This is a genomic window from Aurantivibrio plasticivorans, assembly GCF_055392955.1.
The window spans coordinates 3,611,522-3,628,487 of the sequence record NZ_AP036020.1 but is presented as its reverse complement, the minus strand read 5'-3'; the positions used below and the strand labels follow the sequence as shown (position 1 = coordinate 3,628,487).

Below are 16,966 nucleotides of genomic sequence, written 5' to 3'. Positions count from 1 at the left end.
CCCTGTTTAATGATGGGGATTATTGATGTTCAACGATTTCGGGGTGATTGGCTAAGAAGCGAATCCAATCAGCAAAGATCTTCGATTCGGGCGCTATATCACCCGAAATAGCCTGCAGGAGCCTTTCTTGCCGCTCGTCGAGTGGAGCTAAGTCGCCTTTCGTTAAAGCCATGTAGTATTGACCTAAGTTATTAATGACATATTTGCTGATTGGACTGTAAGTGTCGTCTAGTTTGATGGCGTAGCCTCCGCGCTTCATCACTTTGAGATGCGGTTCTGGATAGTAGTTGTCTATTTTTGCTAATACGTCGAGTACATAATTCATCGTGTTTTCATTTGTCATTATTTCGACATGCCCACTATTAAATCCCTGTTGTGCGGTCGCTTGCTGCTGCGCTTCAAGCCGAAGTTGGCTAGATAATGGGACTACGCCATCACTGTTTCTATTCATTTTCAGTGTTGAAGGGTTGTCAAAAGCATAAAGTAAGTGATGTTCGATTGAATCGGGTAATGGTTTTCTAAAGAGCCCTTGAATAAATGCACTTTCAGGGTTTAAGTCGCGCCATGATGGAAGCACCATGGGGGCGAGCTTTTCTCCCTTCGCTGCAGAGGGGTGGCCATCAAAAGGTGAGGCAATACTGATGAATAAGTCGATGGGGTTTTCTGAAGGCTTATTTTGGTAAATATTGAGCGCTTCACGTACGACGAGGCCGCCCATGCTGTGAGCAACAATCACCATGCCTAGTTTATCTATTCTTACCGTTTCACCGGATAAAAATATGCGATGGAAGGTGGCCGCGAGTTGGCTTAAGTCCCCTCCGGACGGGTAGTAAAAAAACCAAGCTTTGAATTTCGAGGAATCTATTTGGCTAACGAATGGCTCGAAAATGCGAATCGAACTATCAATGCCGTGTACAAACACAACTGGTATTTTGTAGGGAATGTCTTCTTCCAGCGCGAAGAATGTGGTTGGCGCATATTCAAGAAAGGTCGCCGGGTCATACATTCCCAATAGCGCCATATTTTTTGAAAATAACGGGTCGTCAAACTGTCTGATTGCACCGCTAGGAAAAAATAGCGAACGCTGCGGTAGGTTGGGCTGAGGATTTGAAAACGGCTCTACCCAGGAAATAGTTTGTTTTTCAGATAATATAATTTCGACTCGGTCCATAACTTTCTGAGGTGCGACGCTTTCATCTATGGTAATTGACGTATCACCAATGACTTCCGTGGACTCGAAAAGCTGATTATTATTTTCATCGGAAAACACCAATATCTGGTAGGTGCCATCTGGAAGGTTTAACCCAAAATGGGTTCCTGACCCAAGTGAAAAGTGCGTGTCAACGTGTTCGTTAGGTTTGAACTTGCTTGAAAATGCAGCGATTGCAATAGGGGTTTCGGTGAAGCTGAATTGGTTGTCTACCGTTTTGCCAATAATAAAAAAGTTATCTCGGCTGATCATGTGCTTTAAATTAACTTGCCCTGGTTCGGCATGGTGTAGTCGCTCGTACTCTGCTTGAACAGCTGCGTGCTTTAAGTAAGCGCATGATGACAATAAGCAGGTAATAAAAAGAAGCGTCGCGCTTCTGATGAGTTGTTGCATTGCGTATGTTCCCCAGCAGTGAAATAGGCCTAATATTTACCGTTTGTTTTGTGATTCAATTTCCTCGAAGCGGTCATACGTGATGAAGGTATCGAATTTACCGTCTAGATCGCTATCCAGCTCCGTTTTTTTCAACTTAAATGGCCCGTAGAGACTGGATTTCACACGTCTTTTTAATCTGGAGTCATAAATATCGACGCTGTGCCTTTGGCCATGTAAGTAGTTGATCTGAATGTCGTAAAAGCCATCGCCAGTGCTATCAGATTTTTCCCAGCGAGGATTGCCCTGAATATATTTCACGCGGGTTTCAAAGTTGCCGTCAAAATTATTATCCGCCGTGGCGAAATCTAATATGCCACGGCGATCAAAGGTATACACGTAGTCGGGCTGGCCATCGAAATTTCGGTCGAGTGTTGTTTTTGAAATTCGCGAGCTGACGTAAGTCCATATTTCATCGAGCTGGCCATCGTCATTATAATCAATACCATCTTCTTGAACCGGTGAGTGATAATAAGCGGTTGTCGCTGCGACGCCTGCGAGGAAGGTGAGCATCAGTGTGCTGATTTTCTGCAAGGGCGTTTGCTTTGCGCTAGCTGTGGGGTCATTTGTTGCTGGTTCTGGAATGGGCTGAGTACGTTCCCATTCGTCCACTAACTGTTTTGCTTGATGATAGTCCTCTTCATCCACCATGACGCGCACGATGCCCATTGCTTGTAATTCACCAACGCCACCTTGCAGCAACTCTCCCTCAACCCGCCCATGTATTTCGGCTTGTTGCAATAGGTTTAAGATCATGTGGGCTTCGAGGCCGTTCTGAGCGTCATAGACGGGTAGCATGTCGGTTCCTTTGTGTGGTCAGTTTGTTTGTAAATGCTCGGCAGTGGGGGCTATATATCCAAAAGAAAGTACCATATGCCACTTAATTGGTTGCTCTGGCTAAGGGTCTGCCACTATCCTTCCGGGTTTTGTTCTTTCTAGTACGATCTTTCTAGTAGACATAGCTTTTTAGAGTGTATCGCAATTTATGGACTGGCAGGCTTGGTTATCGCTAGGTTTAACCCTTGGCGCATTATTAGTATTGACGCTGACGAGGGTTCAACCTCATTTGGTCATGATGGGGGCGCTAACGGCACTCAGCCTGGCGGGTGTGCTTGAGCCCAGTGAGGCGCTCTCTGGGTTCGCGAACCCAGGCTTGGTGACAGTCGCGGCGATGTTTGTTGTCGCAACCGGTATTCATGCATCCGGTGGAATCGATATCTTGGTCAATCGAATATTGGGCCATCCAAAGGGCGTGCGTTCTGCAATGAGTCGGGTATTTTTACCTGTGGTGTTGTTGAGTGGTTTTCTCAACAACACGCCCGTGGTGGCGACAATGATTCCTGCACTGCATTCGTGGTGTCGCAAAATTAATATTGCCCCCTCTAAGTTGATGATTCCCCTCAGTTACAGCGCCATTTTAGGTGGTACGCTGACGTTGATCGGGACCAGTACCAATCTGATCGTAAACGGCCAATATCAGTCTATTACTGGTGAGGCGGGATTTTCGCTTTTTTCGATTAGCCTCATTGGTTTGCCAGTTGCCGTTCTGGGCTTGCTATTTATGTGGATTTTTTACCCGAAATGGTTGCCAGACCGCAGTGAAAAAGAAGCGTTTGGCAATCTGCGGGAATTTACCCTGGAGGTGATGGTAGACCCGAATGGCCCATTGGTAGGCAAAAGCATTTTAGATGCAGGGTTGCGTAACCTGCGTCGCGTTTACCTTGTCGAGATCGAACGCGCTGATACTGTCATGACCGCTGTGCCCTCAGAACAGGTACTGCGTGGCAACGACCGTCTCGTCTTTGCTGGAGATACCGAAGCTATCTCTGATCTTTTACGCATTAACGGCATCATGCCGTCGGAAGCGGATTCTGATGAACAAGCGATTGCGGTTGACCGATCTGAACGGCGTTTGGTGGAAGCTGTCGTGTCACCGCATTGCGAATCCATTGGCCAACAAATTCGTGATTCGCGCTTTCGTGATCGATATGGTGCCGTGGTGCTGGCTGTGGCTAGAGGCGGTGAACGCGTCAAAGGAAATCTCGGGACGATTAAGTTGGAAGCAGGCGATACGTTGCTGCTCGAAGCGCGGCCTGCGTTCGTTAGCCGGCAGCGATATAACAAAGACTTTTTACTTATTAATGATCTTGATACGGCTACCCCCCGTCATGATCGCGCATATATTGCCTGGGCCATTCTTGGTGTGGTTGTGTTAGCCGCCGGTTTTGGAATTACGTCCATGTTAAACGCATCATTGTTAGGTGCTGGACTGATGTTGCTGCTTCGCTGCTGCTCACTAAACGAAGCGGAAAAAAGCTTAGATCTTACGGTACTCATTACTATTGCCGCGTCATTCGCACTCGGAGTCGCGCTCGATAAGACTGGTGTCGCGGCGGTGTTGGCGGAAACAATTGTTGGTATGAGTGGCGGTAGGCCGTGGTTAATGTTGGTACTGGTTTATCTGGTGGTGTCGATGTTGACTGAAACCATTACCAACAATGCTGCTGCGGTGTTGGTGCTTCCGGTTGTTTTACAGATCACCGCTCAAGCGGGACTCAATCCTGAGCCTTTCGTGTTTGCGATCATGATAGGAGCATCCGCCAGTTTTGCTACGCCATTGGGGTATCAAACCAACTTGATGGTGTATGGTCCTGGTGGTTATAAGTTCTCGGATTTTGTTAAGGTCGGTCTGCCGATGAACGTTTTTATCGGCCTTATTACAATCACCATTCTTTTGTTAGGCTGGGATTTAACGGCGTAGCCATTCTGTTTGTTCGACCGGGTTTCCCTTCTCTAGGCGGGTTATTGGTGGATGGTTTTTGGCATTCCGTGAATGTGTAGCCTATGTCGACATCAATAGCGGATGTTTTGTGTATCAGCTCGTAGCTGACGCAGTCCTCAGATATATGCCAGTAACGGTAGCCGTGGAGGCCGCTAAACTGGTCGGCTTGATAATATAATACGCCGTCTTCCGTCCACCAATGTCCAGATTGCCTGATTTCGAGCAAATCACTTTGGCTCTCACCGTGGTAGATGAAGTCGATGATATAACGGCCGTCCACCGATCTTTGGTGATGCCACGACCTCAGTTCATTGTGCTTGTTGAACTGGCTTCCACGCCAATGGCCCATTAGTGAAATATCTAACCGCTCATTTTTTACATAATCTTCAGTCAGGGGCAAAGACAAAGCATGGTGGTATCCCACAAACGCAAGTCCAATGACACTCAGTAGCTGGACGGGAGTTCGCATACCTTAGGCTCTCCTTGCAAAGGTGGTGCACCAAGTAAGTGCAATAAAACAATTGGTAATGACGTTCTAGACCACCCTGCCAAAGAACTTGTTTAATATCAACGAAACGGCAATTATGTTTCTGAGAAGGAAAGCTGCAACAATAGAGTGTTATATGCTGTCCGCCTAATTTAAAAGATCAGATATGTGAGCGTAAAATAGCGCCTGGCGTAATTATTGCTCTTATTTATGTTTGGTCTAAATGTCGAGGAGATAAGGCTAAGGAATGAAAGAAGCGTGGAAAAACTATCAGCCATCTAATTTTTACGATGAGCTGGTCAGCCCTAAGGGTCATGCAAGGCAGCCCTCAAAAAAAATCGTTTCCTATCTAAAATCTCTTGATGGAGAAGAGTTTAACTCTCGACAACAGCTTGCCGAGTCCACCATAAGAGAGATGGGGGTTTCATTCACCGTCTATACCGAAGAAGGCAATATCGATCGGGCTTGGCCATTCGATATCATTCCTCGTGTAATCAGTAAGCAGCAGTGGGACAAAACCGCTAAAGGTCTCGAGCAGCGTTTACGCGCAATCAATATGTTTATTGATGACTTGTACCACGAGCAAAAAATCTTAAAAGATGGCATCGTCCCTGAATTTGTGCTGAAGCAGTCGAAAAACTACCGTAAAGAGTGTGAAGGTATGACGCCTCCCTATGGCGTTTGGGCCAACATCTGCGGGACTGATTTGGTCCGAGATTCTGACGGTGAGTTCTATGTGCTTGAGGATAACCTTCGAGTCCCGTCAGGCGTGTCGTACATGCTAGAAAACCGCTCCATCATGAAGCGGGTACTGCCGGAAATTTTTGAAAATGTCGACATCGTGCCGGTAGGGGAATATCCGGACAAGCTGCTCGATATGTTGACCTCCATATCGCCCCGTAAAGTGAAAAAGCCAACGGTGGTTGTATTGACACCGGGTATCTTTAATTCAGCGTATTTTGAGCATGCGTTTCTCGCACAGCGAATGGGCGCAGAGCTGGTTGAAGGCAGCGACCTCATCGTGCAAGACGACTGTGTTTACATGAAAACCATTGCCGGGCTTGAGCGGGTTGATGTGATTTATCGTCGCATAGACGATGAGTTCCTAGATCCTGAAGTGTTTAACAAGCAGTCAGTGTTGGGGGTGGCAGGTCTGATGCGCGCTTGGCGCAAAGGTAACGTGAGTTTAGCCAATGCTCCGGGTGCCGGCGTTGCGGATGATAAGGTCGTGTACGCGTATATCCCTCAGGTCATTAAATATTATTTAGATCAAGATCCGCTCATTCCAAATGTTGAAACTTATTTGTGCTATGACGATAAACAGCGTGAGTATGTGTTAGCAAACCTCGACAAGTTAGTTGTTAAGCCAGCCAACGAATCCGGTGGCTATGGCATGCTCATTGGCCCACATTCCACCAAAAAAGAGCGCGATGAGTTTGCTGTCCTAATCAACAAAAACCCACGTAATTATATTGCGCAGCCAACGTTGGCGCTGTCCACTGCACCGGCTCTGGTAGGTAAAGATCAGCTCGGCGCTCGCCATGTAGACTTGCGTCCATTTATTTTGCAGGGCAAAGACAGTTATGTCACAACGGGGGGGCTGACACGAGTTGCGATGAAGGAGGGATCATTGGTGGTGAACTCTTCGCAAGGTGGGGGCAGCAAAGATACTTGGATCGTCGATACCGCAGGAGCTAAAAAATAATGCTATCTAAAGTTGCTGAGCGCGTTTATTGGACTGGGCGCTACTTAGAGCGCATCGAATCGACTGCTCGCTTGATTACAATTTATGACACACTGTTGTTTGATCTACCACGGTCGGTAGAAATCAGCTGGTATAACCTAATATTGATTAACGGTATAGAGGATAGTTTTCTAGAACGCTATTCAGTGAAGGATGAAAAGAATGTCGTTAAGTTCCTAATCGCTGACACAACAAATTCCTCATCAATCGTCTCCTCATTGAATGCCGTTCGAGAGAATGTGCGAACCACCCGTGACGTGGTACTGCAAGATACCTGGGAGTTGGTGAATGAGCTCAATCTTTTTGTGAAGGAAAATGTCCAGCAGGGTGTAGGTCGTAAACAGCGCCACGAATTTCTTGAAGAAATTATAAAGGGGTGTCAGCAAATATTGGGTTTGCTATTTGGCAACATGACTCAGGATGCACCTTGGCGCTTTTTGTCACTAGGCCGGAACCTAGAAAGGGCCGATATGACCACTCGAATCTTAGAGGCTGGTGTCAAGGCGTACTCGGATCTCGCTGACGAAGATGCGGCCGTCAATACCCGTCAAATTATCCTTGGTCAGGTGCTTCGGTCACTCAATGCAGACCAATCTTATCGCCGCATTGTACGGTCTAAAGTCAATGCAACCGAAGTGGTTGAATTTTTGTTAGAGAACCCTCAGTTTCCCCGTTCCATCCTGTATTGCCATAAAGCACTTGTGGAGCATGCCAAGCCTTTGCCTAGTGCAACAAGGTTGTTAGACGAAATGGCCATGTTGGAAAATAAAATCGGCAAGATTAAGGCCGCGAAGCTCAATGAAAAGCTCCCCGACCATTTAAACTGGTTGCAACTTTGTCATATTAATATTCATACCATTATTTGCGAAACCTGGTTCCCGGCTTGGGAATAGGCTAGCTACCCTTATTTTATAGAAGACGCCATTTATGACCATCAGGGTTGCTATACAACATAAGACATCTTACGAATTTGACCGTCCGGTAAATTTGAGCCCGCATACTGTTCGCTTGCGCCCAGCACCTCATAGCCGGACAAAAATCCATTCCTATAGTTTGAAAGTCGAGCCAAAAGAGCATTTTATTAATTGGCAACAGGATGCGTTTGGTAACTACCTCGCACGATTCGTCTTTCCTGAAAAAACCAAAAAGCTCAAAGTGGATGTTGAAGTCATTGCCGATATGACGGTGATCAACCCATTTGACTTTTTTGTTGAAGAGTATGCGGAAAAATATCCATTCGACTACTCGACGAGCTTGCAAAAAGAGCTAGCACCTTATCTGGTCAAGCGCCGCGCGGGTGTGATGTTCAAAAAAATGCTTGCCGATGTGCCAAAAGGCAAGCAACCGATCAATGATTTTTTAGTTTGTGTCAATCAATTAGTACACAACGCGGTGGAATACTGCATCCGTTTTGAGCCAGGTGTTCAATCGCCTGAAAAAACATTGATGTTAGGGACTGGGTCCTGTCGAGACTCGGCTTGGTTATTGGCTCAACTCTTAAGACATTGTGGTTTGGCAACGCGCTTTGCATCGGGATATTTAGTGCAGCTAGCACCGGATCAAAAATCTCTTGATGGTCCGTCTGGTCCTGAAGAAGACTTCACGGATTTACACGCCTGGTGTGAGGTGTTTTTACCAGGTGCGGGCTGGGTAGGGCTGGACCCTACGTCGGGTCTGTTCGCGTCCGAAGGCCACATACCCTTAGCGTGTACGCCTGACCCCTCGTCTGCTGCGCCAATCAGCGGTGCGACTGATAAATGTGAGGTAGAGTTTTCCTACAGCAATGAAGTTATAAGAGTATTAGAAGATCCTCGAGTCACTAAACCCTATGACGATGCGCAATGGGCGGACATTATTGCACTGGGTGATAGTGTCGAAACACAATTAAATGACAACGATGTTCGACTAACGATGGGTGGTGAACCGACCTTTGTGTCGGTTGACGATATGGAAAGCGCGCAGTGGAATACAGAGGCGCTAGGTGCTGATAAATTAAAACTCGCCAAACAATTGCTTCTTAACTTGCGAGGCCACTTTGCGCCTCAAGGTATGCTGCACTACGGGCAAGGAAAGTGGTATCCCGGAGAAGAGCTTCCACGTTGGGCATTGGGTTTGTTTTGGCGCACGGACGGTGAGCCAATGTGGGGAGATAAATCCCTACTAGCCCGCATCGATAAAGATTATGGCCACACCGCCGATGATGCAAAGCGTTTTGTACAGCAGCTTGCTTTACAGTTGGGTTTGGCCGATAAGTATTTACACCCTGCGTTCGAAGATGTGTTGCACTATTTGACGGAAGAGCAAAAGCTACCTATTCAATTAGATTTGCAAAAGGCAAAAGAAAAGGGTGACCTTGATCGAAAACGTTTGCTGTCGTTGTTGGAGAAAGGGTTAGATAGCCCAACCGGTTACGTATTGCCTATTCAGTGGGATGATTTCAATCAACAATGGCTGAGCAGTAGCTGGCGTTTTCGCCGCCAAGAATTGATTTTAATGCCCGGTGACTCACCCATGGGTTTGCGTTTGCCGTTGGGCGAAATCGAGGTGCAAGATCGCTACACCAAAGAACGCGATCCGATGGAAGAGCGCTCACCACTGAAAAGTCACGATCAAATGGCAATGCCTGTGGCGCCGATCACTGAAACAAAGGTGTCCGGTGAGAAAGTCTCCCCTCAAATAGAAAGCGAAGCAGAAAATAAAAGTGAGCCAATTCCAGACTGGATAATTACCGCGTTATGCATTGAGTCGCGTGATGGTAAGTTGCATATCTTTATGCCGCCGATGCGTTGTTTGGAAAGTTATTTATTATTGTTAGGCGCGATCGAAGCGAGCGCAAAAATATTATCGCTCCCAGTAGTAATCGAAGGTTATGAGCCGCCAAAAGATTTTCGCTTGCAGAAGTTGTTGGTTACCCCAGACCCGGGCGTAATCGAAGTCAATATTCATCCGGCGAACAATTGGCGAGAGTTGGTTACTCATACCAAAGCATTGTATGACATTGCTCGAGAAACGCGGCTATCGACAGAAAAGTTCATGATTGATGGGCGACACACTGGAACCGGTGGCGGGAATCATATAACCCTTGGTGGAGTCACACCCAGTGATAGCCCGCTACTGAGGCGGCCTAATTTATTGCAGAGTTTTATTACATTTTGGCAGCATCACCCTAGCTTATCGTATTTGTTTTCCGGAGCTTTCGTTGGTCCGACGAGTCAAGCTCCGCGGGTTGATGAAGGTAGAGACGAAGCACTTTACGAACTAGAGATCGCGTTTCAGCAGATGCCGGAAGGTGCAAGCGAGCAGCCTTGGCTGGTTGATCGGCTGCTGCGTAATTTATTGATTGATGTAACAGGTAACACGCATCGTGCGGAGTTTTGTATCGATAAACTTTACGCGCCTGGCAGCGCCAGTGGGCGTTTGGGAATTTTAGAGTTTCGTGGGTTTGAAATGCCGCCGCACTATCAGATGTCGGCGGTGCAAAATCTACTTATCCGTTGTTTGCTGATGCGTTTTTGGAAACAGCCCTATCAACACCGTTTAGTGCGCTGGGGAACTAGCCTGCATGATAAATTCATGCTGCCCCATTTTATTTGGCAAGATATCAAACAGGTTGCGGAAGATTTAAACACACAAGGGTTTCCTTTCAAGGCTGAATGGCTTTTACCTTTTGAAGAATTTAGATTTCCGCACTATGGGCGAGTCAAAATCGACGATGTCGAAATTGAATTGCGATGGGCCATTGAGCCCTGGAATGTACTGGGTGAGGAAATTGGCAGCTTTGGTACCGCACGTTATGTTGACTCGTCAGTTGAGCGACTGCAGGTAAAAGTGACTGGACTAACCGACGGCCGTTATGTGCTCGCATGCAACGGCCGTCGTGTACCGTTAGCGGATACTGGTAGGCAAGGCGAGTACGTTGCGGGTGTGCGCTATCGCGCGTGGGCACCGCCATCGGCATTGCACCCCACGATTGGCGTGCAATCACCGCTGGTATTTGATCTGATAGATACGTGGAATGGGCGCTCTATTGGTGGTTGTACCTATCATGTCTCGCATCCAGGTGGGCGCAGTTACGAAACCTTCCCGGTAAATGCCTTTGAGGCTGAATCGCGACGTGTGAACCGCTTTGACAATGTCAGCCACAGCCAAGGCCCTTACACTCCAAGGCCGGATGTGGATGCGATGCGGGAATTTTTCCCCAATGTCGATCCTAAACCGATGGGGCCACCCCCGGAAGAGTCGCCCGGTGAGTACCCTTATACTTTGGATTTACGTCGGATGCGTGAATGATTCCAAGAATAAGCTCCGCCAGGGACAGCAGGGAGATGAATTGGGGTCTATTGTTATCTTGTCAGCCCATGAGATAATGTCGCCCCAATTTGTTTACCGTTAGAGCGCTTTTTTGTCCCAGAATACTAATGTGTCTCAGAGCAGCAATCTGTTAGTCGAAGACACCTTCCAACCATTACCATACAGATCCTCCAATATGAGCCGAGATGAAGTTTATCTGCCCGACGGGACGGTAAAGCCACACTGGCAGGACCTGCTATCAACTATCGAGCGCGTGGGTGCTGAAGACTTTGAGCAAAAAGAAGCCAAGTCTCGCCGCATTCTCCGTGACGATGGTGCTACCTATAATATCTATGACGATCTCAATAACGCTGCCTCGGCGTGGTCGCTGGACCTGGTGCCGTTCGTTATCAGCAGTGAAGAGTGGGGAGAGATCGAATCAGGGTTACTGGAACGTGCGGAATTATTTAACCTGCTGTTGAAGGACCTATATGGCCCTCGCAAGCTTATTTCTCAAGGTGTCATTCCACCTGAAGCACTTTTTTCCCACCCCGGTTTTCTGCGTTCGTGCGATGGCATCACCATCCCTGACGAACACCAATTAATATTGCACGCCGTCGATATGGCAAGAAATAGCGATGGCAATATGTGCGTCATGACCGACCGCACTCAAGCGCCTAGTGGTGCTGGTTACGCTTTAGAAAACCGGACCGTCATGTCGAGAGTCTTTCCAAGCTTGTATCGGGAGAGCCAGGTACACCGGTTGGCCAGCTTTTTTCAACGCTTACGCGCCAAACTATACGCGATTTCGCCGAATCAAAAACAGCCCCGCGTTGTTGTCTTAACTCCGGGGCCGCACAACGAAACCTATTTTGAACATGCGTTTATCGCAAATTATCTAGGGTTTCTGTTAGTTCAGAGTGGCGACTTGGTCGTGCGCAACGGCTTTTTGTGGATGAAGTCGTTGCAGGGGCTAAGTCGAGTCGACGTTGTATTGCGTCGCGTTGACGATTGGTATTGTGATCCCGTTGAGTTGCGCGGCGATTCCCTTTTAGGTGTCGCGGGGTTACTGGAAGCTGTTCGTGCTGGCAACGTGGTTCTCGCAAACCCTCTCGGTTCCGGCATTTTGGAAAGCCCAATTTTTTTGCGCTATTTACCTGATATCTCTAAACATTTGCTCGGCCGCGACATGCGCATGCAAACGGTTGAAACCTATTGGTGTGGTAATGCGCAAGACATGGCATTCATTGAAGCCCATTTCGATGAGCTGGTGATCAAACCCGCGTATCGTGGTACGGGGCAACGGAGTGTTCATGTAGCGGGGCTGACTGAAGAGAAGAAAAAAGAGTTTCTCAACGCCATTAAAACGAACCCTTATGCGTATGTGGCTCAGCCTATTTTGGATGTGAGCTTTCTACCCACCTACGACAATAATGTCATTACCTCTCGTCCGGCAGTGTTGCGGAGTTTTGTTACCGCCAGCGAAAAAGCCTACTCGGTGATGCCTGGCGGGCTGACGCGAGTCGGCATTGAGGAATCAGCCTTTTATATATCCAATCAGGCGGGCAGTAAAAGTAAAGATACCTGGGTTATTTCCTCTGAGCCATCGGTTGCAGAAACGCAGGTGAGTCGAGTCGAAGCGAAAAAAGATGCCGAGGTTATTCGCCTCCCCAGCCGTGTAGTGGAAAATCTATTTTGGATGGGGCGGTATGCGGAGCGGGCCGAAGCGTCATTACGCTTATTACGCACCGTGTTCATGATGTTGAATGGGGAAGAGCCTTTATCTCGCGATGTTAAACGCGTATTGCTAACAGCGGTTACTAAAGTCACTACAACCTACCCGGGGTTTACTGATGCCGATGACGCATTAATAGATGACCCATATACTGAGCTTTTGCATGTGGTTGTCGATGCGGCGAGGCCAGGCAGCATCGCGGCGAATCTTAACGCAATGTTATATTGTGCTGATGAATCGAAAGAGCTGGTTTCATCAGACACGTTGCGAGTCATTAACGATATACGTGATATTTTGTTTGACCTGCAAGGCTCGTTTGGCCAAGGCATTATGACTGCACCAGAAGAGTCGCTGGATCCATTAGTTACTGCGTTGATGGCGCTTTCTGGATTGGGGCATGAAAGCATGGGGCGTGGTGTGGGCTGGCGCTTTATGCAAATTGGTCGTCGCTTGGAGCGTTCTATTCAAACTAACATGGTTATTAATGACATGCTGGCTCAGTCGGCGCCTGAGCGTGATGAAAAACTATTTTTGTACGGTACTTTGCTGTGCCTAGAAAATTTAATTAATTATCGCCGCCGTTATAGCGCTGATCTTAATATTGAATCTTGTTTGGATCTCATCATGCTAGATTCAACTAATCCACGTTCATTACTCTTCCAGCTCAATGAATTGTACCAACATTTGACAGAGCTCAGTACGGAAGGCGTTTCCAATGAACTTGATGAGCATCAGAGTGTTGCATTGCAAGCGCAAACCTTAGTGAAGTTGATTCGATTAAAAGAGTTGTGCCAGTTAACTGATTCAGCTCGCCCAGCATTGGCTGAAAAATTAGTTCAATTAAACACCTTGTTGTCATCAATGAGTGATTTAATTAGCGATAAATACTTCGATCATCGCGAAAGTTCCCAGCAGCTTGTTTTATCGATGTGGGAGAACTAGCGTGCGCTATCGAGTTAAGCATATTACTGAATACAAATACGTTGAAGCAGTAACACACTGTTACAACCTAGCTCACATGACACCGCGTTCTACCCGTCGACAACGTTGTTTTAGTAGCGACGTTATTGTTTCGCCCAGACCTGCTGTGCATTCTCAACGCGTTGATTATTTTGGCAATCAAGCCTATCAATTTGAAATCCAGCAGCGGCATAAGAAACTCACTATCACCGTAGTCAGTGATATTGAAACAAAAGACCAGCCTATTTCGCAGAATTTTGATTTCGGCATTAGCTGTGCTGAAGCGCTGGCTCAAATACAGCACTCGACAAAGCCCGATGATATTCTTGCTCGCGAGTTTTTACTGAGTTCGCCGCTGATACGAATTCAACATGACGAAATTCGCGAATACGCGGCAGCCTCATTTGAGGATGACAAACCATTGTTATCCTGCGTGATGGATTTGACATCGCGTATCTACCGCGACTTTGAATACTCACCCGAGTCTACGACGGTATCAACGCCTTTGATTGAGGTCTTGGAAAAGAAACAAGGCGTCTGCCAAGATTTCGCACACTTCCAAATTGCTTGTCTGCGCGCGCTGGGTTTTCCGTCAAAGTATGTATCCGGCTACATCGAGACCCTGCCACCCCCCGGAAAAGAAAAATTAGTCGGTGCGGATGCAAGTCATGCTTGGATCTCGGTCTATTCGCCCGCCGAAGGCTGGGTAGAGTTTGACCCTACCAATGATACCTTGGCGACAGAGCAGCATATCATCACCGCTTGGGGGCGTGATTATTCCGATGTTACACCGCTAAAAGGGATCGTTTACGGTGGGGGTGAGGATCCAGTTCTTCACGTCTCGGTTGATGTTGCAGCACAGTAGGTACCGAGCTGTTGCTGCGATTTGATCCGTAGTTAATTTATCATGGACCCCCCTCCAGCGGCCTAACAAGGTCTATACTTCTACCCACCTGACGGCCGTCAGGTGTTTTTCGTTATACCGTTATCCTATCGCTCCATAAATTTAATTAATCATAGCGTTGAATTTGTTCAATTATATGTATGGATTCCGGCACGCTAGGATCTCCCCATACTTTGATTTGGAGATAGCACCATGAATGACAAGAGCAACAGTGCAGGTAAATGCCCAGTAATGCACGGCGGGAATACAAAGCAAGGCAGCGGCACCAAGAATGTTGATTGGTGGCCGAATCAACTAAACCTAAAAATACTCCATCAGCATGGTAAGCAGTCAAACCCTATGAATGAAGGGTTCGACTATGCCGAAGCCTTTCGACAGCTAGATCTTGGCGCGGTCAAGAAAGACCTTGAAGCGTTGATGACTGATTCGAAAGAGTGGTGGCCCGCCGACTATGGTCACTATGGTCCATTCATGATTCGTATGGCGTGGCATTCAGCGGGCACTTACCGAACGGCTGATGGACGTGGTGGCGCATCCACTGGAAACCAGCGCTTTGCGCCGTTAAACAGCTGGCCGGACAACGCTAACCTCGATAAGGCTCGACGTTTGTTGTGGCCCATTAAAAAGAAATACGGCGATAGTATCTCTTGGGCAGACTTGTTTATTTTGGCCGGTAATGTCGCTATAGAATCCATGGGCCTTAAAACCTTTGGCTTTGCTGGTGGTCGTGAAGACATTTGGGAGCCAGAGGAAGATGTTTACTGGGGAGCGGAGTCGGAGTGGCTGGGCGATGAACGATATTCTGGTGATCGTGACCTAGAAAACCCTCTAGCTGCCGTACAAATGGGGTTGATCTATGTAAATCCAGAAGGTCCTAATGGTGAGCCCAACGTGTTGGCCTCAGGCCGAGATATTCGCGAAACTTTCGAGCGCATGGCGATGAACGACGAAGAAACCGTTGCGCTAGTTGCGGGCGGACATACCTTTGGCAAATGCCATGGTGCAGGTGATGCTGAGTTGGTTGGCCCAGAACCAGAGGCCGCGGACATTGAAGCAATGGGATTTGGTTGGGCGAGTAAACACGGCAGCGGTAAAGGTGACGATACGATAACAAGTGGTATCGAGGGCGCTTGGACAGCGAATCCCATCCAATGGGATAACGGCTATTTCGATTTGCTCTTCGGTTACGACTGGAATTTGGTCAAAAGCCCTGCAGGAGCATGGCAGTGGGTTCCTGTTAACCCTGACGAAAAAGATCTAGCACCAGCGGCACATGACGTGTCAAAAAAAGTCACGACGATGATGACGACGGCTGACATGGCAATGCGAATGGACCCAATCTACGGGCCGATTTCAAAACGTTTTCATGAAAACCCGGATCAATTTGCCGATGCATTTGCTCGCGCGTGGTTTAAATTAACGCACCGCGATATGGGACCGAAAGCTCGCTACCTTGGTAGTGAAGTTCCTAGCGAAGACCTGATCTGGCAGGACCCTATTCCAGCAGTCGATCATGCGCTAATCGATGACGAAGATGTGACCGCGTTGAAACAATCTATTCTCGATGCCGGACTAAGTGTATCGGAATTGGTTTATACCGCTTGGTCGTCAGCATCCACGTATCGTGATTCTGATAAGCGTGGTGGTTCGAACGGCGCTCGAATCCGTTTAGCGCCGCAAAAAGATTGGGAAGTGAATCAGCCTCTACAATTGAAAAAAGTGCTTGATGCTTACGAAGAAATTCAAAGGAATTACAATGCTTCTCAATCAGGCAAGGCAGTCTCTCTTGCAGACCTCATTGTATTAGGAGGCTGTGCGGCGATAGAAAAAGCAGCCAGTGATGCAGGGCACAAGGTGAACGTGCCATTTACACCAGGGCGCACAGATGCAACCGATGAACAAACCGATGCAGAATCGTTTGCAGTACTCGCACCCATCGCTGATGGTTTCCGTAATTACTCGAAAGGACAGTACACAGTATCTGCTGAAGAGCTACTTATTGATAAAGCGCAGTTGTTAGGTTTAAGCGCTCCGGAGATGACAGTATTGGTCGGCGGTATGCGAGTTTTGAATGCTAATTTCGACAAAGCGCAGCATGGGGTTTTTACTCAAACGCCCGGTACATTGACCAACGACTTTTTCGTGAACCTGGTTGATATGGGGGTCGAGTGGAAGCCTGAGTCGGATAAGTCTGGTACTTATGTGGGAATCAATCGGGCCAGCGGAGAATCTCAATGGACAGCAACTCGAGTCGACTTAGTATTTGGTTCTAACTCACAGCTACGCGCCATATCTGAAGTCTATGCTCAAGACGGCGCGCAAGAAAAGTTTGTTGAAGACTTTGTTTCCGCTTGGACGAAGGTCATGGATGCCGATCGATTCGATATTTAGTTCAAGCACTGTTTCGGCGGCCACTTTGTGG

General features: G+C 47.7%; 10 protein-coding genes. 7 read left to right on the top strand and 3 right to left on the bottom strand.

The window, feature by feature from the left end:
• Positions 1–19: 19 nt before the first annotated feature.
• Both ACZ5NB_RS16100 and ACZ5NB_RS16095 read right to left on the bottom strand, forming a co-directional pair.
• Positions 20–1,603: a lipase family alpha/beta hydrolase gene (locus ACZ5NB_RS16100; protein ID WP_460233289.1), complete on the bottom strand. Its 1,584-nt coding sequence runs from the start codon at positions 1,601–1,603 to the stop codon at positions 20–22.
• A 36-nt stretch (positions 1,604–1,639) separates the two neighbouring features.
• Positions 1,640–2,440 carry a putative signal transducing protein gene (locus tag ACZ5NB_RS16095; protein ID WP_460233288.1) on the bottom strand — a complete coding sequence of 267 codons (801 nt, stop codon included), beginning with the start codon at positions 2,438–2,440 and terminating at the stop codon, positions 1,640–1,642.
• Positions 2,441–2,627: 187 nt separating this feature from the next.
• Here ACZ5NB_RS16095 and ACZ5NB_RS16090 point away from each other — a divergent pair, with 187 nt between their 5' ends.
• Positions 2,628–4,403, top strand: a complete 1,776-nt coding sequence (locus ACZ5NB_RS16090) for an SLC13 family permease (RefSeq protein ID WP_460233287.1) — start codon at positions 2,628–2,630, stop codon at positions 4,401–4,403.
• Here ACZ5NB_RS16090 and ACZ5NB_RS16085 read toward each other — a convergent pair.
• Positions 4,366–4,893, bottom strand: coding sequence for a hypothetical protein (locus tag ACZ5NB_RS16085; protein ID WP_460233286.1), 528 nt, complete (start codon positions 4,891–4,893; stop codon positions 4,366–4,368). The genes ACZ5NB_RS16090 and ACZ5NB_RS16085 overlap by 38 nt on opposite strands.
• Before the next feature lie 265 nt (positions 4,894–5,158).
• On the opposite strand from ACZ5NB_RS16085, the gene ACZ5NB_RS16080 reads away from it, so the two are divergent.
• The 6 genes from ACZ5NB_RS16080 to katG all read left to right on the top strand — a co-directional run bounded on the left by ACZ5NB_RS16080 (position 5,159) and on the right by katG (position 16,935).
• A complete protein-coding gene (locus ACZ5NB_RS16080) occupies positions 5,159–6,616 on the top strand; it encodes a circularly permuted type 2 ATP-grasp protein (RefSeq protein WP_460233285.1) in 1,458 nt (485 codons plus the stop codon).
• Complete coding sequence (locus tag ACZ5NB_RS16075) at positions 6,616–7,548, top strand: alpha-E domain-containing protein (RefSeq protein WP_460233284.1); 933 nt, start codon at positions 6,616–6,618, stop codon at positions 7,546–7,548. Before ACZ5NB_RS16080 ends, ACZ5NB_RS16075 begins: the two co-directional genes overlap by 1 nt.
• 34 nt (positions 7,549–7,582) lie before the next feature.
• Complete coding sequence (locus tag ACZ5NB_RS16070; RefSeq protein ID WP_460233283.1) at positions 7,583–10,945, top strand: transglutaminase family protein; 3,363 nt, start codon at positions 7,583–7,585, stop codon at positions 10,943–10,945.
• A gap of 196 nt (positions 10,946–11,141) precedes the next feature.
• Positions 11,142–13,622 (top strand): circularly permuted type 2 ATP-grasp protein, encoded by a 2,481-nt coding sequence (locus ACZ5NB_RS16065; protein ID WP_460233282.1) that lies wholly within the window; start codon positions 11,142–11,144, stop codon positions 13,620–13,622.
• 1 nt (position 13,623) lies between these two features.
• Positions 13,624–14,505, top strand: coding sequence for a transglutaminase family protein (locus ACZ5NB_RS16060; RefSeq protein ID WP_460233281.1), 882 nt, complete (start codon positions 13,624–13,626; stop codon positions 14,503–14,505).
• 231 nt (positions 14,506–14,736) lie between these two features.
• The gene (gene katG / locus ACZ5NB_RS16055) at positions 14,737–16,935 is read left to right on the top strand and encodes a catalase/peroxidase HPI (RefSeq protein WP_460233280.1); all 2,199 of its coding nucleotides are present in this window, start codon (positions 14,737–14,739) and stop codon (positions 16,933–16,935) included.
• Positions 16,936–16,966: the final 31 nt, after the last annotated feature.